Source organism: Alteromonas sp. AWQ4_252 (genome assembly GCF_056158205.1).
On the sequence record NZ_JBSWSV010000001.1, the window covers coordinates 3,720,400 to 3,742,937 of the forward strand.

A 22,538-nucleotide genomic window follows, 5' to 3' on the forward strand; every position below is an offset into this window, starting at 1 on the left:
GGCTTACCCCACTGAACCTTCGAGACTGATTTCGAGCAACTTGCCAGCTTCCACAGCGAATTCCATGGGCAGCTCTTTGAATACTTCTTTACAGAAACCGTTGACGATCATAGAAACGGCTTTTTCCGTATCCAAACCGCGTTGCTGGCATAAAAATAACTGCTCATCGCTGACTTTCGACGTAGTCGCTTCGTGTTCTACGATGGCCGTTGGGTTTCTGCTTTCTATATAAGGAAATGTATGTGCACCGCATTGATCACCGATCAACAATGAGTCACATTCTGTAAAGTTGCGGGCACCGTCGGCACGGGGACCCATTTGAACAAGACCGCGGTAAGCATTGTTACTTTTACCCGCTGAAATACCCTTGGAGATAATGGTTGAACGGGTATTTTTACCCAAGTGAATCATCTTGGTGCCGGTATCTGCTTGTTGGCGACCACGGGTAAGCGCCACAGAGTAGAACTCACCCACGCTGTTGTCGCCTTTTAATACACATGACGGATATTTCCAGGTAACGGATGACCCGGTTTCAACCTGAGTCCAGGAAATTTTTGCATTGGTATGGCATATACCCCGTTTGGTCACGAAATTGTAAATACCACCCTTGCCTTCTTCATCGCCCGGATACCAGTTTTGAACCGTTGAGTATTTAATTTGCGCATCATCCAATGCAACAAGCTCAACAACCGCAGCGTGAAGTTGATTTTCGTCCCGCTGAGGAGCGGTACAGCCTTCCAGGTAGCTAACATAGCTGCCTTCTTCGGCAACGATGAGCGTTCTTTCGAATTGTCCCGTATTTTGTTCGTTAATTCTGAAATACGTAGACAATTCCATCGGGCATCGCACCCCTTTTGGAATATAAACAAAAGAACCATCTGTAAACACAGCACTGTTTAGCGCTGCATAAAAGTTGTCTGTTCTGGGAACCACTGATCCAATATACTTTTTGACTAACTCAGGGTGCTTGTGTACCGCTTCAGATATAGGACAGAAAATAACACCGGCTTCTTCAAGCTTTTCTCTGAAGGTTGTGACAACAGAAACCGAATCGAACACGGCGTCTACGGCTACGCCCGCAAGCATCTCTTGCTCGTGTAGCGGAATACCTAGCTTTTCGTAAGTGCGCAGAAGTTCAGGATCAACCTCATCAAGTGACTTGGGCTTATCCTGCATACTTTTTGGTGCTGAATAATAAGAAATAGCCTGAAAATCTACTTTAGGGTAGTCCACGTGAGCCCACTCAGGCTCTTCCATTTTCAACCACGAACGATAAGCCTTTAAGCGCCATTCCAACATCCATTCTGGCTCGCCCTTCATTTCAGAAATGCGACGTATGACGGATTCGTCCAGCCCACTCTCGAATGTTTCTGATTCGATTTCAGAGTAAAAACCGGCATCGTATTTTCGCGCCAGTGCCTGATCGATCTGTTCACTCATTATTGGATCTCACCTGTTTTTGCCTGAAAAAGCGCTGGGTTAGTTATTATCAGGCCATGTCGGTCTTGCCTGATGTTACTTCGCGTCTTACAACCCGTAGTCAACCCATCACTATATCTGAAAATTATATAATACCCGAGTATTTCACTCAAGTATTGAACCCACGCCAGAGTCGCTGTCAAAAGCGGGCGAATCATGCACTAAAGCCTTGCTATGTGCAATGTTTGCCCCAGTGCCACAAGCACTTTACTTAAATTAAGCACCCTGTCTTAAACGGGTAACAACTGTACTTAGTTTTTCCACCACATAATCAATATCATCCTGGCTGGTATACCGGCCGACGGAAAATCGAATACCGGCATGCGCCATCTCTGCGTCCAGTCCCAATGCTGCTAACACATAGGATGGCTCCAAACTGGCAGATGTGCAGGCAGAGCCCGATGATACCGCAATGTCATTAAGCCCCATCATTAAGCTTTCGCCATCTACTCCACCAAAGCTCACATTTAAATTACCCGGCAGCCTGCGCTCACTATGGCCGTTGAGTTTAATGTCGCCCAGTGGCTGTATGCCGGCCCAGAGGGCTTCTCTTAATACCAGGATCCGTTGACTTTCTTCGGCTAACTCCGCCGTTGCCAGAGCAAGAGCTTCTCCCATCCCTACAATTTGATGGGTTGGCAGAGTACCGGAACGCATTCCCCGCTCATGTCCACCACCATGGATTTGTGCCCTGATATGGGCTTTTGGCCGCCGTCGTACGTAGAGTGCGCCAACCCCTTTTGGACCATAAAACTTGTGTGCAGACAGGGATAACAAATCCACATTTAGTGCATTAACATCGATGGGCAATTTACCTGCAGTCTGCGCAGCGTCAACGTGAAACAACACGCCCTTTTCGCGACACAGCGCACCGATACCTTCAATATCCTGTAGCACGCCAATCTCGTTATTGCCGTGCATAACACTCACTAAAACGGTGTCATCTCTTATGGCTTCAGCCACTTGCTGAACAGAAATCAACCCTTCGCTGTCCACAGGTAGCACGGTGACATCAGCGCCCTTGTCCAGCAAGGCGGCACACGTATCTAAAACAGCCTTGTGCTCAGTACTGACCGTTATAATATGTTGGCCGCGCTGGGCATTGGCTTCTACAGCCCCTTTTATTGCAAGGTTGTTTGACTCTGTCGCGCCAGAGGTAAATACCACTTCGCGAGGGTCGCAATTTAATGCATCTGCAACCTGATTTCGCGCAACGTCTACGGCCTCCTCTGCCATCCAGCCTTGTCTGTAGGTTCGTGATGCCGGATTACCAAAATTGCCGTCCATAGTGAGGCAAGCCATCATTTTTTTAGCTACACGAGGGTCTACGGGCGTGGTAGCGGCATAATCAAGATAGACAGATTTTGTATTCAGTCTTGTCATGAAATCTGTACACTCACCTCAATATCTTCAACGGATTTCTTCAAGGAAGCCAGCTTGTCCTGTCGCTTTGCGACATCTTTCACATCCCGTTTGGACATCAATTCACCCAAGGTAATGGAATCGAGGAACACACTTATTCGATCGCTTAAGTCCTGCCAAAGATTGTGGGTCAGGCACTTTTCACCGCCCTGACAATCTGCCTGTCCCTGACAACGCGTTGCATCTACAGACTCATCAACGGCTCTTATCACGTCACCCACGGCGATAGTCAGTGCGCTTCTGCCAAGTAAATAACCGCCACCAGGTCCACGCACGCTGCTCACCAGTTTTTCTTTCCTCAAACGAGAGAAAAGCTGTTCAAGATATGAAAGTGATATTTCCTGTCGCTCGGAGATGTCTGCCAGGGGCACAGGTCCTTTCGTAGAATGAAGGGCCACATCGAGCATGGCTGTCACTGCATAGCGACCTTTGGACGTTAGTTTCATTTTTTATCTCCCAACTTTGAGGTCACGGATTTTCCCATTCCCGACTAAATTGGTCAAGTATTTAACCTTGTATTTTGCTCAAGTATTATCAATTGAATCAATCGGAATTCACGTTTAAAGCTTCTTATTTGTGAATAGTGCAACAACCGTCACAGATGTACCGACGGTCATTGCTATGGTCTCAGCTCAAACCTATTGACGGGGGGTTAGTCTTTCTTCACCGCTTTATCGATAGAAGAAAGCATGCCGCGAAGAATGTTTAGCTCCTGAGATTCTGGACGTGCACGATTGAACAAGCGGCGCAACTTCGTCATCACCATTCCAGGATGATTTTTTACGATAAACTGTGTACTTGTGAGCGTGCTTTCCAAGTGCGTGTAGAACCGCTCCAAATCTTCATTTAATGGATATTCCTGCTCAACAGACTCCCGGGCGTCCTTTTCTAGCCAGGCCATTCTTACTTCATAGCAAAGGGTTTGTACTGCTGCAGCGAGGTTTAATGAACTGTAATCCGGGTTGGCAGGAATACAGACGTGAAAGTGACATTGTTGCAACTCTTCATTCGTCAAGCCGTTGTTTTCCCGGCCAAACACCAGTGCTACAGGGTAATTAGGCACTTCGGCAATGAGCTTCCTGCCACAAGCTCTGGGTTCCAGCATGGGCCAGGAATGCGTTCTGGAGCGGGCTGAGGTACCTACCACTAACCCACAGTCAGAAACCGCTTCTTGCAGGGTCGCCACCGTTTTTGCGTTACCCAGTACATCGCCAGCCCCAGCAGCCAGGGCGCTTGCGTGACCATCTGGCGCTTTTACCGGGTCAACCAGGTACAAATTACTTAGCCCCATGGTTTTCATGGCTCTAGCCGTTGAGCCAATATTTCCGGTATGAGATGTATTAACCAAAACGATTCTGATATTTTCTAACATGTCGAGCGTTACCTGTTTTACGGGGGGCGGATAATAGCACAACAGTATTCTGCATGGCTATTTGTCGGCCCACACCAGCTAATACAGATTTGTCGTTGCATATTTTTATTGCTCTGTTACACTTCGCGCGCTTTAAGCGTTTGTGACTAATAATTGCACAGCGTGTTTATTTTTGATCTTTTACAATTGGTGGTTTATCTATGCATCCTATGCTGAATATTGCGGTGCGCGCTGCGCGTGTTGCCGGACAAATTATTGTGCGCGGTTTTGAAAATCGTGCAGACCTGACAAAAGAAGTGAAAGGCGCCAATGATTACGTTACTCAGATAGACAAAGAAGCTGAGCAGGCGATTATTAACAAAATTCAGCAATCTTACCCGGAACACAGTTTCCTGGGTGAAGAAAGCGGTGAAACCCACGGGGCTGACACTGATTTTCAATGGATTATTGACCCATTAGATGGCACCACCAACTTTGTAAAAGGCATTCCCCATTTTGCCGTTTCCATTGCTTTACTTCATAAAGGCCGTTTAGACCAAGCCGTTATATTTGACCCTATTCGCAGTGAGATATTTACTGCCAGCCGCGGTCAGGGCGCACAATTAAATGGTTATCGCATTCGTACCTCCAAACCCCGAGACCTCACCGAAACCGTTTTAGCCACAGCGTTACCTTTTAAAGACAAAGGCCAGTTTGGCGAGTACGCGCTAAGTCTTAACAAGATTTTCCACGAATGTGGCGATATTCGTCGTGGCGGTAGTGCTGCATTGGACTTAGCCTACGTGGCTGCCGGCAGAATGGATGGTTACTGGGAGCGCGGCATCAAAGCATGGGATATTGCTGCTGGAGAATTAATGGTTAGAGAAGCCGGTGGTTTGGTCACTGACTTTAAAGGCAACAACGACCCTCTTTACAAAGGTGAAATTGTCGCTGGTAGCCCGAAAGTAGTTCAAGGCCTGGTTAAGCACCTGAAGTAGTTTCCAGAAATAAAAAAACCGCTCATTTCACAGATTGAGCGGTTTTTTTTGTCTCTTTAACACTAATTAAGGCAGTGGATCTAAATCAGCGCCTTCCTTTTCGACTTGAGGAGGCATGAGATCTTCTTTACTTATTCCCAGCGCTAACGCTACTGAACTGGCAATGTAGATTGAAGAATAAGTACCGACAATCACACCGAACAACAATGCTGTAGCAAAGCCGTGAATAAGTGCGCCACCTTTATAGAACAATGCAACCAGAACCAATATAGTGGTCAGGGAGGTAATAATGGTTCTGTTAAGGGTTTGCGACAGTGAAATATTCACGATTTCGGTAGGCTCGCCTTTGCGTATTTTCCGGAAGTTTTCACGAATACGGTCGCACACAACGATAGTATCATTCAGTGAATAACCAATTACCGCCAGCACCGCTGCCAGTACCGTCAAATCGAATTCGATTTGTAGTACCGAGAACAGGCCAAGTGTAAGTACTACGTCGTGCACCAAAGCGGAGACCGACCCCAGCGCAAACCGCCATTCAAATCGCATAGCAACGTACACCAAAATACAGATCAGTGCTACCAGCATGGCAAGACCGCCCTGCTCAGTAAGCTCATCTCCCACCTGAGGGCCAACAAATTCAATGCGGCGCATAGTAACCGTTTCGCCACTATCCCTAAGGGCACTTAAAACCTGATCGCCAATCGCCGCGGCTTTAACGCCTTCTCGGGGGGAGATTCGAATTAGCACATCCTGACTACTGCCAAAATTCTGCACAACAGCATCTGGGAAATTGGCCCCAGCGAGTTCTTCTCGAATCTGGGCAAGATCTGCAGACGTTTCATAGCCCACTTCAATCAGTGTCCCACCTGTGAAATCAAGCCCCCAATTGAGACTGTTAGTCGCAAGTGAAACAATGGAACCAAGAATAAGCAGGGTGGACAAAATCATGGTCGCCACCCGCAAGCGCATAAAATTAACCGTGTGGTTCAAAGAAAGTAATTGCATGACAACGGTTCCTTATATGGGGAGCGAATCAACACGGCGCCCACCCCAAATTGCATTGGCGATGACTCGTGTGACCAGAATGGCGGTAAACATTGATGTGGCTATACCGATCATCAAGGTTATTGAGAAGCCTTTAATTGGCCCTGTTCCCACTGCAAACAGAATCATACCCGCGATAAATGTCGTTACGTTTGCATCGAGGATTGTTGAGAACGCACTGTCGTAACCTTGATGTATTGCCTGTTGAGGGCTGCGGCCGTCGCGTATTTCCTCGCGGATCCGTTCGAATATCAGAACGTTAGCATCTACAGCCATACCGACGGTAAGTACAATACCTGCCATACCAGGCAAGGTAAGGGTTGCCCCGGGAATCATCGACATGACGCCAACGATAATCACAAGGTTACTGAGCAATGCCACATTGGCAATCAAGCCAAAAGCCTTGTAATAAATGACCATGAAAATAAGAACAGCCGCCAGACCAAATACAATGGCTTGCATACCCATTTCGATATTCTCGGCGCCCAGGCTTGGCCCTACTGTACGTTCTTCAACAATTTGAATGGGAGCAATCAGCGCACCAGCGCGAAGAAGCAAAGACAAATCTCGTGCTTCTTTGGGTGAATCGAGACCTGTAATTCTAAAACTACTACCTAACTGAGCTCGTATTGTGGCGATACTGATGACTTCTTCGTGTTTTTCGAATACCAGCTTGCCAGCGTCATTGCGCTCGCCAGTAGACTTGTATTCAATAAACACGGTCGCCATAGGCTTACCTATAGCACTACGAGTTGCCCGGGACATCTTGCTGCCGCCCTCGGAATCCAGCGATATATTAACTTGTGGAATGCCATATTCATCGACGCCACTGTTAGCATCAGTAATGTGATTACCAGTAAGCATTATGCGCTTTTCTAGCAACTGCGGTCTGCCAGATTGATCGTTGATAAGTTGAGAGCCTGCGGGCACACGTCCATTCACTGCATCAGCAACATCATGGTCGAGGTCAACCATTCTGAATTCCAAAGTAGCAGTAGCGTTCAAAATCTCTTTAGCACGAGCGGTATCCTGAATACCGGGTAACTGCACTACGATGCGGTCTGCGCCCTGCTTTTGCACCAATGGTTCGGCAACACCCAGTTGATTTACCCGATTACGGATAATAGTGATATTTTGCTTTACAGCATTATCGCGAATTTCGGTGAGCTTGGCTTCTGAGAAAGACGCTCTGAGTGTCAATTCCCCAGCATCTTCATAACTTAAATCGCGGTTTTGATTGCGAAGGAAAAACTCAGCTTTGTCCAGGGTTTCTTGATCGCGGAATTGAATATCGAGGTAGTCACCTCGTTGGCTAACTGTGCGATACCGAAGCCCTTCTTCCCGCAGTGACGTTCTAAATGTGGTTTCAGCATCTTCCAGCGATTTTTTAATCGCCTCACTCATATCCACTTCCATTAAGAAGTGAACACCACCACGCAAATCCAACCCGAGTTTCATCGGCGTACCACCGAGATTTTCTAACCACTCCGGTGTATCCGGGGCCAGGTTCATCGCCACGTAATAGTCTGTACCTAGCTCCCGTTCAAGTAATTCACGAGCACGTAATTGACCGTCACTTGACGTTAACCTAACGAGAATTTGCTCGTTCTCGAATTCAATTTTCTTAACGTCTATATTGTTCGCTTTAAGCGCGTTCTCAACGCGAGTAACCATTTGTTCTGTTACTTTTGCATCACGGCCAGCGGAAATCTGTACAGCATTATCTTCGCCGTATATGTTGGGAAGCGCATACAAAGCGCACAGCCCAATGATGGCAATGACAAGCAGCACTTTCCAGATAGAATTTTTATTTAACACAGGAAATTCCTTTTACCAATGAACCGGGCCAAGGCCCGGTTCCGGCAGAATAACTTAGATGGATTTCATCGTACCTTTCGGCAATACCGCGGAAACTGATGTTTTTTGAATCACAATGTGGGTGTCATCATTTAAGGCAATTTCGATAAAGTCCTTTTCTTCAGAGACCTTAGTGATTCGGCCAACCAAACCGCCCTGGGTCAGTATTTCATCGCCCTTACCTAAAGAAGATACCAGGTTTTTGTGCTCTTTTACCCGTTTCGCTTGTGGGCGATACAGTAAAAAATAAAAAATCAGGCCAAATACACCCAACATAATGAGCATTTCGAAACCGCCGCCCTGTGGATTACCTTCGGCTTGCGCGTATGCGTTAGAAATAAACAAGCTCATAATTACCTCTTAATTAAATGTTTTGTTGTTATAGTGCCGGCACCGGCATATCTTTTTGTGCGTAGAACTCTGCAACGAATTCCTCGAGTTTATCGGCAGCAATAGCATCTCTTAGCCCCTGCATCACGCGCTGATAGTAACGAAGGTTATGAATGGTGTTCAACCTTGCACCAAGAATTTCGTTGCACTTGTCCAAATGATGGAGATATGAACGGGAATAATTTTCACAAGTGTAACAATCGCAGTTTGCATCCAGAGGAGAAGTATCGTTACGATGTTTAGCATTGCGAATTTTCACCACTCCTTCTGTAACGAAAAGATGTCCATTACGGGCATTTCGCGTTGGCATAACGCAGTCAAACATGTCGATGCCACGACGGACCGCCTCCACGATATCTTCGGGCTTACCAACTCCCATAAGATATCTGGGCTTGTTCTCTGGAATCTTTGGCGCTGTGTGATCAATGATGCGGATCATATCTTCTTTGGGTTCGCCTACCGACAAACCACCGATGGCGTAACCATCGAAACCAATGTCTTCAAGGCCTGCCAGAGACGTATCACGCAAGCCCTCATACATTCCTCCCTGAATAATGCCAAACAACGCAGACGGATTGCCTTCATGGGCTGCTTTACTTCGCTTCGCCCAGCGCAAAGAAAGTTCCATGGAAATACGCGCTTCCTGCTCGGTAGCCGGATACGGGGTACATTCATCGAAAATCATGACAATATCAGAACCCAAATCCCGCTGAACTTCCATGGATTTTTCAGGAGTCAGCAAAATTTTCTCACCATTGATTGGTGAACGGAACGTTACACCTTCTTCGGTAATTTTACGTAAGTCACCTAAACTGAAAACCTGAAAGCCACCAGAATCGGTGAGGATCGGTTTGTCCCAGTGCATAAAATCGTGCAGATCACCGTGTTGCCTGATAATACCTGTTCCAGGGCGCAACATCAGGTGGAAGGTATTACCCAGACAAATATGTGCACCACTATCTTTCAGCTCTTCCGGCGTCATGCCCTTAACCGTGCCGTACGTTCCCACCGGCATAAAGGCAGGCGTTTCCACAACACCCCGATCAAAAACCAATCGTCCGCGTCTGGCTTTTCCATCAGTGTTAAGTAGTTCAAATTGCATTAAAAAAATGTCCTCAACGCGCCAGCTAGCCTGAAACAGCAGCCGGTAAGGATTAAAATTGGCGGCGATTATAACAGTTTCAGCACACAGATCATGCACCGCATCGCAGGATATTTTAAATTCAGCACGTTATCTTGGCGGCGTTACCTGCCCTGGTGATAAACATACTGTCTCCATAGCTAAAAAACCGATATTCATTTTCAATGGCTTGCTGATACGCCGACATCACATTTTCGCGCCCTGCAAAAGCACTAATCAGCATCATTAAGGTAGATTCAGGTAGATGGAAATTAGTAAACATCGCATCTACTACGTTAAAGGTAAAACCGGGGTAAATAAATATGTCGGTATCGTCAAAGAAGGGAGCGATCATATCCTCTTTAGCTGCCTTCGCGGCAGACTCAAGCGAGCGTACCGACGTAGTACCTACCGCGATAACACGTTTGCCTGCGCGTTTGGTGGCCAGCACCGCGTCAACAACGTCCTGTGGCACTTCTGCGTATTCTGAATGCATCACATGGTCAGTAATATTATCTACACGTACGGGTTGGAAGGTTCCGGCGCCAACGTGCAAGGTAACGAACGCTAGATTAACGCCTTTTTTGCGCAATGCGGTGAGGATGTCATCGTCAAAATGAAGGCCAGCGGTGGGCGCCGCAACAGCGCCGGGCTTTTGATTATACACAGTTTGATAGCGTTCTTTGTCACTGCTTTCATCGGCGCGGTCAATATAGGGTGGTAATGGCATATGACCATACTCTTCTAACTGTGAGAGTACACTCTGTGGCTCGTCGAACTTGAGATGGAATAATGCATCTTCTCTGCCTAACACAGTAACGGGTACCGCATTTTCCAACAACAATTGCGTTCCAGGCTTTGGCGACTTGCTTGCGCGAACATGAGCTAGCACTTCATTGTTATCGAGTATTCTCTCAACTAAGACCTCTATCTGGCCTCCAGAAGCTTTCTTACCTTTTAAACGGGCAGGAATTACCCGGGTGTTGTTAAATACTAATAAATCACCCGCTTCGACAAGAGACAGCATGTCGCTAAATTGCATGTGGTTGACAGCACCGCTGCTACCATCTAAACACAATAAACGGCTGGCTGTTCGCTTTTCCGTTGGATATTTAGCGATCAAGTATTCAGGTAGTTCAAAAGTAAAATCAGATAGCTTCATGTCATTTAATTCAATGTTTTAGAAAACTCTCACATACAAGGGTATCTATTAACATACCCATATATATTCCGTAATACGCACAACTATTATACAGCAATAGCTTAATCGGTTAAGATTTGGCCCAGATAGTGATGATGTTCTCCCAAACAACTCCTATTCTATTCCCGGCGATTTGCCGGGTTTTTTTTATCTGTAATAGCGCGGTGCGCGAAGTCTATCAAATATCAACTGCAAGTTGTTGGGAAATAGAGTACGCCTGTCACAATTAGCTACAATTCATCCAGAATATTCTGCACATCCGCCATCACTACAGGTCTGGCATTGAGTACGTGCATAATTTGTAAGAACAGATCCGCCCCCATAATGCCTTTATTCACTTTGTTTCGCAGATTATCAGCGCTTTGCTCCACACCTATTTCAGCCAGGCGCTCACTCAGCCCCTGGTACTTTACACCACGCATGGACATTTCTGACTTCACTAATCTCGCTACTATTTCCCGCCATTTGTTTCTACCAGCCAAAATACCACCTTTGTGAATTATATTTTACAAAAACACACTTTTTTACACATTAAAACACTTGAATTATTGATTAATATGCCCCATCTTGTCTACACTGAATTTCGTGAATAGTGTCTTGTACTGAAAAATTCGTTTACAGTGTAGCTGACATTTTCGCTTCAAATTGAAAAGGAGAAATATTATGACGTGGGATCTGGAAAAGCTTGAATCCCTTTTTCAACAGCACGATGACGTTGTCGTCACACGGGAAGAAGGCTGTTTGTTGATAGCCAACCAGGATGGTATTGATGCATGGTTGGCCATCAGCGGTGAGCAAATACTCGTTGAAAGCTTGTTATTCCCTGCATCAGAGGTAAAAGACAAAGCCGCGCTAGACCACGAAATTTTATCCACCCATATGGTTTTCCCATTAACCACAGTGGGCATTTCAACCATTGATGGTGATGAATACTATACGGCTTTTGGTGCGTTAAGCGCGCAATCTAAAGCTGAAAGCATAGTGATTGAAGTCGAAACCCTGTTTCAGAACGTGGCTTCATTTCTTGATGCATACGAAACTCATTTGAAATAAATAGCTAGGAGAAGCGAATGTCTGTTTGGAAAAAACTCATTACAGCAGTAAAAGGCGGTGCCACGGAAGCAGCTCAGGCAGTGGCTGACAGCCAGGCAATCAGAATTCTTGAACAGGAGATTCGGGAAGCGAAAGAAGAGCTTAGAAAGTCTGATCACGCCAGAACCCAAATTTTAGCAAAGTGCAAATTGTCACAGCAAAAAGTAGACAGTTTCAGTGCCTCAATTGCAGAATATGAAAATCACGCACGCAAGGCTGTTGACACAGATCGTCAACTCGCCCTTGATTGTGCGCAAAAAGTGGCAGATTTAAAGGCCGAACAGGCACAAGAGCAACAATATCTTGACCAGTTTAAACAATCTGAGAAACAACTTGCTCACAATATACAGCAAGCCAAGGCCAATTTACGCCGACTCGAGCAACAAGTAGATATGGTTAAGGCGACGGAAAGTGTGCAGAAAGCGCAAGTGGCAGTGTCGTCTCGCCACATGGGTGCAAATAGTAAAATGAAAACGGCTACAGAGTCGTTATCACGCATTCAGGAAAAGCAAAAGCTTCGCAATGCAGAGTTGCAAGCTGCAGAGGAATTAGCGTCTGAAGAATCCACCAGCGATTTGGAGAAGCGCTTATCCGAGGCTGGCATTAAAGGCGGCGCGTCATCCGCTGATGACGAATTAAGCCGAATTCTCGGCAAATAAAGAAATAAGGGGCGGCTTGCCCCTTTTCCTTGCCCGCACAATAGTTAAATTGCTATAAACACGTGGATATCTAGTTACAGGATGTGAGCACTTACCATGTCACCGTGGATACGCCTAAGAAAAATCATGTTGCGTTACTTTTCAGAGTCGCGCTGGTACACCATTGCTTCCTTTTCCATAATTTATGGCGTTATTGCCTGGCTTCTGCTTTACCTTGCCGATGAAGAGGCACTTGTTTCCGGTGTCGATTTTTTCTATTGGCTGGCAGTAACAGCATCCACAGTAGGCTATGGTGATTTGTCACCGGTGACCCCTGCCGGCAAAATGATTGTTGCTTTATATGTTATCCCGGTAGGCCTTAGTATTTTTGCCATGATAGTAGGCCGAATTGCCGCATGGGTGAGTTATCACTGGAAAAGAGGATTATTAGGAATGAAGCCGATTCATGTAAATCAGCATATTTTAGTGATAGGTTGGAATGAAAATAAAACACTGTTATTACTCGATTTGCTACTTAAAGAGCGTGAAGCACTTCCCGACAAACCGGATATCGTACTCTGTGTAAAGGCAGATATTCAAAACCCCATGCCGGATAAAATCGAATTTATCCGCGTTGACTCGTTTAATCGCGATGAAGATATGGATAAAGCGTGGGTGGCGTCAGCAAAAACGATTCTTATCGACAACCCCCAGGATGACGTAACCCTCACCACGGCTCTATATTGTACCAAGCGCAACCCTACTGCACATAAGGTAGCCTATTTTACTGATGATACGCTGGTGCCGTTACTCCAACAGCACTGCCCGGAGGTTGAATGTACCCCGTCGGTAGCGGTTGAAATGCTGGCCAAAGCCGCATTCGACCCTGGCTCAAGTGTGCTCCATCACGACTTAATAAGTGTTGATGCAGGACAGGCTCAATTCTCTGCCGACGTACCCGTAAACGGTACCCCCTTAGTTGTTTCTAACGCATTCATTAATTTAAAAAAGCACTACGATGCAATATTTATTGGCTTTGCGCCTCAGGGGGCGTATCAAAAACTTATCCTCAACCCGCCTTCTGACACTAGCATCGCGCCGGGCGATAAAATCTTTTACATTGCAGAGAATCGGCTGACATCTATCGACTGGCGCTTGTTAGGAGAGTAGTCATGTTTAACAAATTGTTTGGAAAAAAAACAAAACCGCAGCAACCCAAAGCACCAGAAATTATGGGGCTCTATTTAGGCGGTTCATTTGAGCTAGACGATCTTAAACTAAGGTTACTCGAACCCAGTTTACTTATTGAAGGTGCTGCTCGCTCTCAACTCATTCAGGCTGTGGGAGAGGCGCCACTTGATACCGGCGGAACGCTACTTCGCTATTACACCGACGACGATGGTTATCTTCAGGTAGTCACCGATGGTGGTTTGACTGAAAACCACATTACTGATGTAAAACTATGGTACTTTTATGAAACAAAAACCATAGGCTCCGAACAGCAATGGCAAGAAGCCTTGTCATCGATCATTTCCCAACCCACTTACGTACTCGAGGGAAATACTTACCAGCGGGTTTGGGATGCAGTAGGTGGTGAATCTCCTCCTGTTGCAGTAACCGAGAAGACTTATGAAGAAGATGGTGATATTAGTACAACTGACCAATTTATGATGTTGTACGAGCGCCCCATTGAAGGCGGGCGCACTGAATCACTTCTCGTCGTTGGCGAAGAAAAAATCATCGGAAACAATGCTGACAGATGCCTGGTAATCAGTACCGGCTTTGATATAGAACCTTCAGATATAACCATAAACGGCTAAAAAGGAAACACAATGGATATCGTACTTCAATCAATCTCAGGGTTGGACAATTTCGCGCTTTATTTTGCAATTTCTGTCCTGTTTCTGTTTGTATTTAAAGTTGTTTATGCATTTGTTACACCCCATGACGAATGGAAACTCGTCAAAGATGAGAAAAGTGTCGCTGCCGCTGTTGGCTTTGGTGGTGCGTTAATTGGGTTTGCCATTGCTTTATCAGGTGCCGCGTCAAACGCCGTTTCCATTATTGATTTTGCCATATGGGGCGTAGTTGCCATTCTCGCTCAATCCGTAGCATTTGCCCTGCTTCGCTTTACGTTTATGCCAAAAATAGCAGAGCGCATAAACAACAACGAAGTATCAGCGGGTATTATGCTGGCAGCCATGTCTATTGCAGTAGGCCTGCTCAACGCAGCCTGCATGACGTACTGATTTAAGGGGCTAGTTATGACCCAGAAACGCAGTCACCACATTGACTTAAAAAGAATGCGCAAGGCCTTTTCCCTTAAACCCCTCGCGGTGGGCGTTGCGGGTATCATGGCCAGCGGCTGTGCCGATGATCGCCAAGAAGCACAAATATATACCTCGGTGCAGGATTGCAAAAATGATATGCCCGATGCCATTGCAGAGTGCGAAGCCGCTTATCAAAAAGCGCAGGAAGAAGCGTTGCGCACAAGTCCTCGCTTTAATACAGAGTACGATTGTGAGTATGAATTCGGGCCTAACCAATGCCGACAAGTTCAAAGCAATGGTGGCAGTTTCTTTATGCCATTTATGGCTGGCTTTATGGTGAGTCAATTACTGTCACCGGGCCCCTACTATTCACAACCCATGTACACCTCGTACTCCCGGTATTCACCATTTCGCTCTCGTTGGATTACCGCTGATGGCTATGTATTCGACGGCGATATTCGCAAGCGAAATTACCGCGTAAAACCGTCTGTGTACAAGCCGAAGCCAACCGTTACACGCACGGTAAGCCGTGGCGGTTTTGGAAGTTCAGTGCGCGCTAAGTCGAGTTGGGGAAGCAGTTCTCGCTCTGGTAGTTGGGGAAGCTAATTAGTGCTGAGAGTACCGATTGAGCCACGGGCGAACTGGAAACAGCAAGCAACGGAGTATGGCTTTCACTTTCACACCATGTACGGCGAGCCCTATTGGGATGAAAGTGCCTACTATCAGTTTTCACTAGCACAAATTGAAAACCACATTGAAGATCCCACCGTTGAACTTCACCAAATGTGTTTGGAAGTGGTAGAAAATGTTGTCAAAAGTGAAGCGCTTTTGAGGCAGTTCTGCATACCGGAATCTCAATGGGATATGGTGCGCCAATCCTGGGACGAGAAAGCCCCAAGCTTATATTCCCGGTTAGATCTGGTCTACGATGGTAAAGGACCAGCTAAGCTGTTAGAAAACAACGCCGATACCCCGACTTCATTGTATGAATCTGGCTTCTGGCAATGGTTATGGTTAGAGCAGTGCGTCGACAACGGTAAATTGCCCAGACAAGCTGACCAGTTTAACTCATTACAGGAGAAGTTAGTCCACCGATTCGCTGAAATAGGCCGTCACTATCAGTTGAATCAAATGCACTTTAGTTGCTGTCAGGATACGGTGGAAGACAGGGGCACGGTTCAATACTTACAGGATTGTGCTGCCGCTGCGGGTTTATCAACAGACTTTGTGTTTATAGAAGACATTGGCGTCAGTGATACCGGTGTGTTTACTGACCTTGAAAACAACCCCATCACAGACTGCTTTAAACTCTATCCATGGGAATTTATGTTTCGGGAAGGGTACGGCTCCATGCTGTATGAGGCTGGTACCAATTGGCTTGAGCCCGCCTGGAAATCCATTTTGTCAAATAAAGCCTTACTGGCTTTGCTTTGGCAGTTATTTCCAAACCATCCCAACTTATTGCCAGCGTATTTTTGCGATGAATACACCAGGTTCAATAGTGGTAAGTGGATAAAAAAACCCATATTTTCCCGTGAGGGTGCTAACGTTTCACTCATTGAGAATGGCAGTGAAACCGAATTGTCGCCAGGACCGTATGGAGAAGAAGGATTTGTAGTACAAGCCTTTACCGAGCTTCCTCAGTTTGCTTCCAACTATACACTTGTTGGCAGTTGGTTAGTGGATAATATGGCCGCTGGCATATCGGTAAGGGAAGATGCATCTCCCATAACGCAGGATTTATCCCGCTATCTACCACATATAATTCTCTGAGTATGATGCCTTTACTAAAAAAACAAATTCGATTTCTTGTCGCCCTGACTGCATTACTAATAGTAATACAAGTTATTAATTTACTTACTGGTAATGGGCTAAACCAATTTGGTTTAATCCCACGGGAACTGCATACTCTGCCGTTCATTTTCACCGCGCCTTTTCTACACGGGTCACCGACCCACTTGATGGCAAATTTGCTTCCGCTAACTCTGTTTGTCTGGTTAACCATGCAGTGGGGCAACCGAACCTTTTGGCTCACCACGTTAACGCTTTTTGTTATCGGGGGAATTGGTGTCTGGCTATTTGGCCGACATGCCGCACATATTGGTGCCAGCGGCATGGTTTACGGCTATTTTGGCTTTCTATTGCTGGCCGGGTTTCGAAGTAAACGGATACCTTACCTGATAATCTCAGTGCTCGTCGCTTTGTTATATGGTGGTATGCTGTTCGGTATACTCCCGACGAAAGCGTTCGTTAGTTTCGAATATCACTTGTTCGGTTTTATTGGTGGACTCATCGCAGCTTGGGCTTGGGTGAAATAAAACCATACCGTATACTGGCAACACGAAGCAAAATTAAAAAAGTATTATGTCAACCAACACTGAAACAAAAAAACAGCAAAACCAGGGGTTCTTCGGTAATCTCGCATTTAATATCGTAATACCTGTGCTCATCATGTCTTACGGTAGTGGAGAGGAGTATCTCGGTCCCGCCTGGAGTATTGTGGTTGCCCTCGCCTTTCCTATCGTTTATGGCCTTTGGGATCTAAAACAATCAGGTAAAATAAATGGCTTTTCTATTCTGGGTATTGTCAGTGTCATTCTCACCGGCGGTATCAGTTTATTAAAATTGCCCGCCGAATATATCGCCATAAAAGAAGCGACGATTCCGGCTCTCATTGGTATAGCCGTACTGGTAACGCAATTTGGAAAAAAACCCCTGGTAAAAATGCTTATTCTGAACGACCAAATCATTAACTGGGAGTCACTAAACAGAGCCCTGGACGAAAAAGGGAAACAGCAGGAATTCAAAAAGAAAGTGGCAAACAGTTCATACATTGTTGCCAGCTCTTTTTTCCTCTCCTCGGTGCTGAATTATATTCTGGCTAAAATGATATTAGTCAGTGAACCCGGCACCACAGCATACACGGAAGAGTTGGGCAGAATGACTATGTTGAGTTACCCCGTTATCGTGATCCCAAGTATGATTTTACTTGTTACTGCGCTGTGGTATCTATTCTCTCAAATAGGCAAAATTACTGGAGAGGAACTGGACACCTTTCTCAACCAGTAATTTACCCGCTGAGGTTAGCAACCGTATCGCTACCGTTTAAATGTAAAAAAGCCGCATAAGCGGCTTTTTTACGTAACAGCGTTTACATTACTGGCAGCGCCAATCCGACTTAAAGTTACACTCTTCAGCATTTTTTATGTTGTCGTCCACTGTAGCAGAAGAAACGGGAGCCTCGTCAGTCGTTGACGTATTGTTTTCCATCATCACGGTAGGATGCTGTGCTAAGAATCGAAAAATATGCCTGGCGATATCTGTGTTATCAAGTTGGCCGATAAACTGGGTGTAACCAGCACCAAACGAAAAAACTTCCACGTCCACACCGGTATGCCCACCTGTTGTCCAACCTGTATGTGTTTTAGCATCCAGAAAATCTTTGATTCTTTTCCAACGTTCCATTTCATCATTAACTTCCGCGAGACCTGACAACAGTTTTTTATCATCAGCATCCAGGGTAAAGCCCAGTTGAGATTCTACATAGAGCGCTACGTTTTCCTGGTTAGCTAAGGCCTTCGCAATACTTTGAACTGAGCCTTGCATATTGTGGAGTAACTCTGGCTTCCAGGCGTATTGACCGTTAGCACCAACAGATAGTCCGCCCGTACTGTGGTCAGCAGTTAAAACAACCAGTGTATCAGGATGCGTCTCAACATATTCCTTTAGAAAGCTCATGGTTACCGCTAAATCGTCCATCTCTGCCATAGCGGAAGCGATATCATTGGCATGTCCTGCCCAATCTACCTGACTTGCTTCCACCAAAAGAAAGAACCCATTGTCGTTTTCTAAATGCTTAATAGCGTGTTTAGTTAAATATGAAAGCCTGTGCCGGCGTTTATCATCCAATGCAGGTGGCAAGCCTACGGGCGCAAACAAACCAAGTACATTACTGCCTGCTGGCAGTGTGGCGAGTTTATTGTAACTGTCGACATATTCGTACTCATTGTCGATAAAAGCGGCGACCAAATCTCTTTCTTCACGTTCAAAGTAGTCAGTTCCACCACCCAACATAACGTCAGCTACAAATTTGTCATCTATCCGCAGGTCAAAAAAGCTATCAGCTAACGCATTGTAGTTCTTTCGGCTCTCGTTGTGCGCTATGTAAGCTGCCGGTGTCGCATGCACGATTTGTGAAGTAACAGCGATACCGGTTCTCATTCCCTGCCTTTTGGCTTGCTGTAAAACAGACGTAACCGGCTGTTTGTTCACATCCACACCTATTGCGCCGTTGTAAGACTTAATACCTGATGCAAGGGCGGTTGCCGCAGCTGCAGAATCTGTCACATAGCCTGACACCGCAGCCGGATATGTTGACGCGTTACCCACCAACATATCGTCAAATACCACAGGGTCAACCAGAGGTGTTGTGGGATCATCTTTAAAATTTCGATATGCAGTAGTGTACGCTGGTCCCATGCCATCCGCCACCACCATAATGATGTTTTTAGGCACGTCAGCGCGTATTGTGTTAACACCTTCCTGGGCATCCTGATTGTCCGTGCTCATACAGCCTTGTATGACTAAAGCGCCAAGCACACACGCACAAAGACGACTATTAATGAATTTACTGCGAAACATATTCAATTCCATGAAAACAAAATTGCACAATAGTTTAAAGCACAATGCCGCCTTCAACAAACCCATTGGCGTGGTTCACAAAAATTTCAAAATAGCTGTTTCTTCATTCAATTTTCTAACATTTCCCGCATCCTCGATTGCGCGACCTCCACCAGCATATCCGGCTGAAATTTTGAAATAAAACGGTTACATCCCACTTTTTCAACCATTGCCTCGTTAAAGCTTCCGCTTAACGAGGTATTGAGTGCAATGAACAGGTCCGCCATTCTCTCATCAGCCCGAACCTCCGACGTCAATCGATAACCGTCCATTTCTGGCATCTCAGCATCAGTAAACATCAGCATGATGTGCTCGGATGGTCTTATCCCGTCGTCTGCCCAGGATTTCAGCAACGCCAGCGCTTCAGCGCCGTTATGGCACTCTATACAACTCAACCCTATTTGCGCCAGCGTATCTTTTATTTGCTTTCTCGCTGTAGCGGAATCATCGACAATAAGTACTTGCCTGTCTTTCATTGCCTCGACAATATCTGAATCCAGTACTCCCTCTGAAATTGAAATGTCATAGTCGATAATTTCCGCAAGTACTTTTTCAACGTCAATGATTTCAACAATTTCTTTCTTGCCCTCGATGTCTATTTGCGTAATGGCGGTGAGGTAGTTTGCTTTTCCTATGGAACGGGGCGGAGGCTGAATATTCTGCCATGATGTGTTAACAATGCTCAGAACCTCTCCTATAAGGAAGCCCTGCACAGAGCGGTTGTATTCAGTAATAATGACGTTTTGCACAGGTTCCTCATCAGAGGTGCTGCGAATTCGTATTGCCTGCCTGAGGTCAATAATAGGAATAGAGTTTCCGCGATAAATTGTTACACCAGACAGATTCCCGTGTACGCCGGGCATGGTGTTCATTCTAGGTACACTAATAACTTCTTTAACTTTAAAAACATTAATTGCAAATGTATGCCTGGTACCCAGCCTGAACATTAACAGCTCCAGGCGATTCTCACCGACGAGCTTGGTTCGGCTGTCTATTGATGAAAGAAGGCTGCTCATTATTTATCTCTGTATCATTACATGTCTCTAATAATAGTGCTTTCCTGAAAAATTACCCTTTCGCTTTAGTCGTAATTTGAAAATAAGTCCAGACAAGAAAACTTTCAGCATGACTTACGAATTGAATTCATTTAGTGAATAATGAAAATGAAATCTATATATTTTATTTATGAAAATACCCGTTCTAGGATGAAAAGGAATCGACAGAAACGCTAACAAGCGCTTTTGTAAAAATCTAAGTTTCAGGAACAACCGGGAGAGAGACCAATGTCGCAATATCAACAAGACATCGATAACGTTGCCACGCTAAAAGCAACACAGAAAGGAGCGTGGGAAGGTATCAACCCTGAATATGCTGCCCGTATGAAGGCCCAAAACCGGTTTAAAACCGGGCTGGATATTGCTAAGTTCACGGCAGCAATCATGCGCAAAGACATGCAAGAGTACGACGAAGATAGTGCAAGCTACACTCAATCTCTTGGTTGCTGGCACGGCTTTGTTGGCCAACAAAAAATGTTGTCCATCAAGAAACATCACGGAACCACAAACAAGCGTTACCTTTATCTCTCAGGTTGGATGGTAGCAGCATTGCGATCAGAATTTGGCCCACTGCCAGACCAGTCAATGCATGAAAAGACTTCTGTACCTGCGTTAATTGAAGAGCTTTACACCTTTCTTCGCCAGGCAGACGCCAAGGCACTGGGAGAGCTATTCAAGCAATTGGATGCAGCTAAAGCTAATAACGGCGATGTGGCAGGTATTCAGGCACAAATTGATAACTTCGAAACCCATGTTGTTCCGATCATTGCTGATATTGATGCAGGTTTTGGTAACGAAGAAGCGACTTACCTTCTCGCTAAGAAAATGATTGAAGCGGGTGCATGCTGTATTCAGATTGAAAACCAGGTGTCTGATGCTAAACAGTGTGGTCACCAGGACGGAAAAGTCACTGTTCCACACGAAGACTTTCTGGCAAAAATTAATGCCGTTCGCTATGCATTTCTTGAGCTCGGTGTTGATGATGGAGTCATTGTTGCCAGAACCGACTCATTGGGAGCAGGCCTGACTCAGAAGATCCCAGTCTCTCGCGAACCAGGTGATTTGGCCGCCCAGTACAACAGTTTTTTAGACACTACGGAAATATCTGACGTTTCTGCTCTGTCTGAAGGTGACGTGGTATTAAAACAAAACGGGAACCTTGTAAAACCTGTTCGGTTGCCAAATGGCCTGTTCAAATTCAAAGACAACACTGGGTTTGACCGCGTCGTTCTTGACTGTATTACATCGCTACAACACGGCGCGGACTTACTCTGGATAGAAACTGAGAAACCCCATGTTCGTCAAATTGCAGATATGGTTGATGCCATTCGCGAGGTGGTACCGAATGCTAAGCTCGTATACAACAACTCGCCGTCTTTCAACTGGACACTTAATTTCCGTCAACAGGTATTTGATGCCTGGTCCGAAGCAGGAAAAGACGTGTCTGGCTATGAGCGCGATAAACTGATGTCTGCACAATACGATGACTCCCCCCTCGCGACCGAAGCAGATGAGAAAATTCAAACCTTCCAGCGCGACGCCTCCCGGGATGCTGGTATTTTCCATCACTTGATCACCCTGCCCACCTATCATACTGCGGCATTGTCTACCGACAATCTTGCACAGGGCTACTTCGGAGATCAAGGTATGCTTGCTTATGTGAAAGGTGTGCAGCGTAAGGAAATCCGTGGAGGTCTAGCATGTGTTAAACACCAGGCAATGGCAGGCTCAGATCTCGGTGACACGCACAAAGAGTATTTCTCAGGAGAAGGTGCACTAAAAGCGGCCGGTGAAGACAATACAATGAATCAATTCGACGTATAAGTTTAAAATACTCAGCGAAAGGCTCCTTCGGGAGCCTTTTTTATTCACAATTTTTATTACAACAAGTAATATTATGCCGATATTAACGCCTTAAATGCGTTAGCGTTGGTTAAC

23 protein-coding genes are annotated in these 22,538 nt (G+C 45.8%); 11 read left to right on the forward strand and 12 right to left on the reverse strand.

Going from position 1 to position 22,538, the window contains the following annotated elements:
- Positions 1 to 3: 3 nt before the first annotated feature.
- The 4 genes from sufB to trmJ form a co-directional block, all read right to left on the reverse strand.
- Entirely contained in the window at positions 4 to 1,440 is a 1,437-nt protein-coding gene (gene sufB, locus ACXACM_RS16375) for a Fe-S cluster assembly protein SufB (RefSeq protein WP_474823068.1), read from the reverse strand.
- A gap of 255 nt (positions 1,441 to 1,695) precedes the next feature.
- Complete coding sequence (locus ACXACM_RS16380; RefSeq protein ID WP_474823069.1) at positions 1,696 to 2,862, reverse strand: IscS subfamily cysteine desulfurase; 1,167 nt, start codon at positions 2,860 to 2,862, stop codon at positions 1,696 to 1,698.
- The gene (gene iscR / locus ACXACM_RS16385) at positions 2,859 to 3,347 is read right to left on the reverse strand and encodes a Fe-S cluster assembly transcriptional regulator IscR (RefSeq protein ID WP_474823070.1); all 489 of its coding nucleotides are present in this window, start codon (positions 3,345 to 3,347) and stop codon (positions 2,859 to 2,861) included. Before iscR ends, ACXACM_RS16380 begins: the two co-directional genes overlap by 4 nt.
- Positions 3,348 to 3,553: 206 nt before the next feature.
- Positions 3,554 to 4,273 (reverse strand): tRNA (cytosine(32)/uridine(32)-2'-O)-methyltransferase TrmJ, encoded by a 720-nt coding sequence (gene trmJ, locus ACXACM_RS16390; RefSeq protein WP_474823071.1) that lies wholly within the window; start codon positions 4,271 to 4,273, stop codon positions 3,554 to 3,556.
- Between the two features lie 200 nt (positions 4,274 to 4,473).
- Between trmJ and suhB the strand changes: the two genes are divergently transcribed.
- The gene (gene suhB, locus ACXACM_RS16395) at positions 4,474 to 5,250 is read left to right on the forward strand and encodes an inositol-1-monophosphatase (RefSeq protein WP_474823073.1); all 777 of its coding nucleotides are present in this window, start codon (positions 4,474 to 4,476) and stop codon (positions 5,248 to 5,250) included.
- Positions 5,251 to 5,316: 66 nt separating this feature from the next.
- On the opposite strand, the gene secF is transcribed toward suhB, so the two are convergent.
- The 6 genes from secF to ACXACM_RS16425 form a co-directional block, all read right to left on the reverse strand.
- The gene (gene secF, locus ACXACM_RS16400; protein WP_474823074.1) at positions 5,317 to 6,258 is read right to left on the reverse strand and encodes a protein translocase subunit SecF; all 942 of its coding nucleotides are present in this window, start codon (positions 6,256 to 6,258) and stop codon (positions 5,317 to 5,319) included.
- Between the two features lie 12 nt (positions 6,259 to 6,270).
- The gene (gene secD / locus ACXACM_RS16405) at positions 6,271 to 8,115 is read right to left on the reverse strand and encodes a protein translocase subunit SecD (protein ID WP_474823075.1); all 1,845 of its coding nucleotides are present in this window, start codon (positions 8,113 to 8,115) and stop codon (positions 6,271 to 6,273) included.
- 54 nt (positions 8,116 to 8,169) lie between these two features.
- Positions 8,170 to 8,505, reverse strand: a complete 336-nt coding sequence (gene yajC / locus ACXACM_RS16410) for a preprotein translocase subunit YajC (protein ID WP_474823077.1) — start codon at positions 8,503 to 8,505, stop codon at positions 8,170 to 8,172.
- A gap of 28 nt (positions 8,506 to 8,533) precedes the next feature.
- Positions 8,534 to 9,646: a tRNA guanosine(34) transglycosylase Tgt gene (gene tgt / locus ACXACM_RS16415; RefSeq protein ID WP_474823078.1), complete on the reverse strand. Its 1,113-nt coding sequence runs from the start codon at positions 9,644 to 9,646 to the stop codon at positions 8,534 to 8,536.
- A 121-nt stretch (positions 9,647 to 9,767) separates the two neighbouring features.
- Positions 9,768 to 10,826 carry a tRNA preQ1(34) S-adenosylmethionine ribosyltransferase-isomerase QueA gene (gene queA, locus ACXACM_RS16420; RefSeq protein WP_474823079.1) on the reverse strand — a complete coding sequence of 353 codons (1,059 nt, stop codon included), beginning with the start codon at positions 10,824 to 10,826 and terminating at the stop codon, positions 9,768 to 9,770.
- Positions 10,827 to 11,095: 269 nt separating this feature from the next.
- Positions 11,096 to 11,347 carry a DUF6471 domain-containing protein gene (locus tag ACXACM_RS16425; protein ID WP_474823081.1) on the reverse strand — a complete coding sequence of 84 codons (252 nt, stop codon included), beginning with the start codon at positions 11,345 to 11,347 and terminating at the stop codon, positions 11,096 to 11,098.
- 181 nt (positions 11,348 to 11,528) lie between these two features.
- Between ACXACM_RS16425 and ACXACM_RS16430 the strand changes: the two genes are divergently transcribed.
- The 9 genes from ACXACM_RS16430 to ACXACM_RS16470 all read left to right on the forward strand — a co-directional run bounded on the left by ACXACM_RS16430 (position 11,529) and on the right by ACXACM_RS16470 (position 17,934).
- Positions 11,529 to 11,918, forward strand: coding sequence for a YjfI family protein (locus tag ACXACM_RS16430; protein WP_474823083.1), 390 nt, complete (start codon positions 11,529 to 11,531; stop codon positions 11,916 to 11,918).
- A 17-nt stretch (positions 11,919 to 11,935) separates the two neighbouring features.
- A complete protein-coding gene (locus ACXACM_RS16435) occupies positions 11,936 to 12,616 on the forward strand; it encodes a PspA/IM30 family protein (RefSeq protein WP_474823084.1) in 681 nt (226 codons plus the stop codon).
- 96 nt (positions 12,617 to 12,712) lie between these two features.
- The gene (locus ACXACM_RS16440; protein WP_474823086.1) at positions 12,713 to 13,765 is read left to right on the forward strand and encodes a potassium channel family protein; all 1,053 of its coding nucleotides are present in this window, start codon (positions 12,713 to 12,715) and stop codon (positions 13,763 to 13,765) included.
- 2 nt (positions 13,766 to 13,767) lie between these two features.
- Positions 13,768 to 14,415 (forward strand): YjfK family protein, encoded by a 648-nt coding sequence (locus ACXACM_RS16445; RefSeq protein ID WP_474823087.1) that lies wholly within the window; start codon positions 13,768 to 13,770, stop codon positions 14,413 to 14,415.
- A gap of 12 nt (positions 14,416 to 14,427) precedes the next feature.
- Positions 14,428 to 14,844 carry a DUF350 domain-containing protein gene (locus ACXACM_RS16450; RefSeq protein ID WP_474823088.1) on the forward strand — a complete coding sequence of 139 codons (417 nt, stop codon included), beginning with the start codon at positions 14,428 to 14,430 and terminating at the stop codon, positions 14,842 to 14,844.
- A gap of 15 nt (positions 14,845 to 14,859) precedes the next feature.
- Positions 14,860 to 15,471: a DUF1190 family protein gene (locus tag ACXACM_RS16455; RefSeq protein ID WP_474823089.1), complete on the forward strand. Its 612-nt coding sequence runs from the start codon at positions 14,860 to 14,862 to the stop codon at positions 15,469 to 15,471.
- Positions 15,472 to 15,474: 3 nt separating this feature from the next.
- A complete protein-coding gene (locus tag ACXACM_RS16460; protein ID WP_474823091.1) occupies positions 15,475 to 16,638 on the forward strand; it encodes a glutathionylspermidine synthase family protein in 1,164 nt (387 codons plus the stop codon).
- A 5-nt stretch (positions 16,639 to 16,643) separates the two neighbouring features.
- The gene (locus ACXACM_RS16465) at positions 16,644 to 17,183 is read left to right on the forward strand and encodes a rhomboid family intramembrane serine protease (RefSeq protein WP_474823092.1); all 540 of its coding nucleotides are present in this window, start codon (positions 16,644 to 16,646) and stop codon (positions 17,181 to 17,183) included.
- A gap of 46 nt (positions 17,184 to 17,229) precedes the next feature.
- Positions 17,230 to 17,934: a VC0807 family protein gene (locus tag ACXACM_RS16470; RefSeq protein WP_474823093.1), complete on the forward strand. Its 705-nt coding sequence runs from the start codon at positions 17,230 to 17,232 to the stop codon at positions 17,932 to 17,934.
- 87 nt (positions 17,935 to 18,021) lie between these two features.
- Here ACXACM_RS16470 and ACXACM_RS16475 read toward each other — a convergent pair whose 3' ends face one another.
- Positions 18,022 to 19,434 carry an alkaline phosphatase gene (locus ACXACM_RS16475; RefSeq protein WP_474824399.1) on the reverse strand — a complete coding sequence of 471 codons (1,413 nt, stop codon included), beginning with the start codon at positions 19,432 to 19,434 and terminating at the stop codon, positions 18,022 to 18,024.
- Between the two features lie 179 nt (positions 19,435 to 19,613).
- Positions 19,614 to 20,561: a chemotaxis protein CheV gene (locus tag ACXACM_RS16480; protein ID WP_474823094.1), complete on the reverse strand. Its 948-nt coding sequence runs from the start codon at positions 20,559 to 20,561 to the stop codon at positions 19,614 to 19,616.
- A gap of 267 nt (positions 20,562 to 20,828) precedes the next feature.
- Between ACXACM_RS16480 and ACXACM_RS16485 the strand changes: the two genes are divergently transcribed.
- Entirely contained in the window at positions 20,829 to 22,424 is a 1,596-nt protein-coding gene (locus ACXACM_RS16485) for an isocitrate lyase (RefSeq protein ID WP_474823096.1), read from the forward strand.
- Positions 22,425 to 22,538: the final 114 nt, after the last annotated feature.

Excerpts from the sequence above, each read along its gene's own strand:
- queA (WP_474823079.1), bottom strand. The coding sequence starts at position 10,826 with ATGAAGCTATCTGATTTTACTTTTGAACTACCTGAATACTTGATCGCT.
- ACXACM_RS16430 (WP_474823083.1), top strand. The coding sequence starts at position 11,529 with ATGACGTGGGATCTGGAAAAGCTTGAATCCCTTTTTCAACAGCACGAT.
- tgt (WP_474823078.1), bottom strand. The coding sequence starts at position 9,646 with ATGCAATTTGAACTACTTAACACTGATGGAAAAGCCAGACGCGGACGA.
- sufB (WP_474823068.1), bottom strand. The coding sequence starts at position 1,440 with ATGAGTGAACAGATCGATCAGGCACTGGCGCGAAAATACGATGCCGGT.
- ACXACM_RS16455 (WP_474823089.1), top strand. The coding sequence starts at position 14,860 with ATGACCCAGAAACGCAGTCACCACATTGACTTAAAAAGAATGCGCAAG.
- ACXACM_RS16440 (WP_474823086.1), top strand. The coding sequence starts at position 12,713 with ATGTCACCGTGGATACGCCTAAGAAAAATCATGTTGCGTTACTTTTCA.
- iscR (WP_474823070.1), bottom strand. The coding sequence starts at position 3,347 with ATGAAACTAACGTCCAAAGGTCGCTATGCAGTGACAGCCATGCTCGAT.
- ACXACM_RS16475 (WP_474824399.1), bottom strand. The coding sequence starts at position 19,434 with ATGAGCACGGACAATCAGGATGCCCAGGAAGGTGTTAACACAATACGC.
- ACXACM_RS16470 (WP_474823093.1), top strand. The coding sequence starts at position 17,230 with ATGTCAACCAACACTGAAACAAAAAAACAGCAAAACCAGGGGTTCTTC.
- ACXACM_RS16380 (WP_474823069.1), bottom strand. The coding sequence starts at position 2,862 with ATGACAAGACTGAATACAAAATCTGTCTATCTTGATTATGCCGCTACC.
- ACXACM_RS16485 (WP_474823096.1), top strand. The coding sequence starts at position 20,829 with ATGTCGCAATATCAACAAGACATCGATAACGTTGCCACGCTAAAAGCA.
- ACXACM_RS16450 (WP_474823088.1), top strand. The coding sequence starts at position 14,428 with ATGGATATCGTACTTCAATCAATCTCAGGGTTGGACAATTTCGCGCTT.
- ACXACM_RS16445 (WP_474823087.1), top strand. The coding sequence starts at position 13,768 with ATGTTTAACAAATTGTTTGGAAAAAAAACAAAACCGCAGCAACCCAAA.
- ACXACM_RS16465 (WP_474823092.1), top strand. The coding sequence starts at position 16,644 with ATGCCTTTACTAAAAAAACAAATTCGATTTCTTGTCGCCCTGACTGCA.
- yajC (WP_474823077.1), bottom strand. The coding sequence starts at position 8,505 with ATGAGCTTGTTTATTTCTAACGCATACGCGCAAGCCGAAGGTAATCCA.
- ACXACM_RS16480 (WP_474823094.1), bottom strand. The coding sequence starts at position 20,561 with ATGAGCAGCCTTCTTTCATCAATAGACAGCCGAACCAAGCTCGTCGGT.
- suhB (WP_474823073.1), top strand. The coding sequence starts at position 4,474 with ATGCATCCTATGCTGAATATTGCGGTGCGCGCTGCGCGTGTTGCCGGA.
- trmJ (WP_474823071.1), bottom strand. The coding sequence starts at position 4,273 with ATGTTAGAAAATATCAGAATCGTTTTGGTTAATACATCTCATACCGGA.
- ACXACM_RS16435 (WP_474823084.1), top strand. The coding sequence starts at position 11,936 with ATGTCTGTTTGGAAAAAACTCATTACAGCAGTAAAAGGCGGTGCCACG.
- secF (WP_474823074.1), bottom strand. The coding sequence starts at position 6,258 with ATGCAATTACTTTCTTTGAACCACACGGTTAATTTTATGCGCTTGCGG.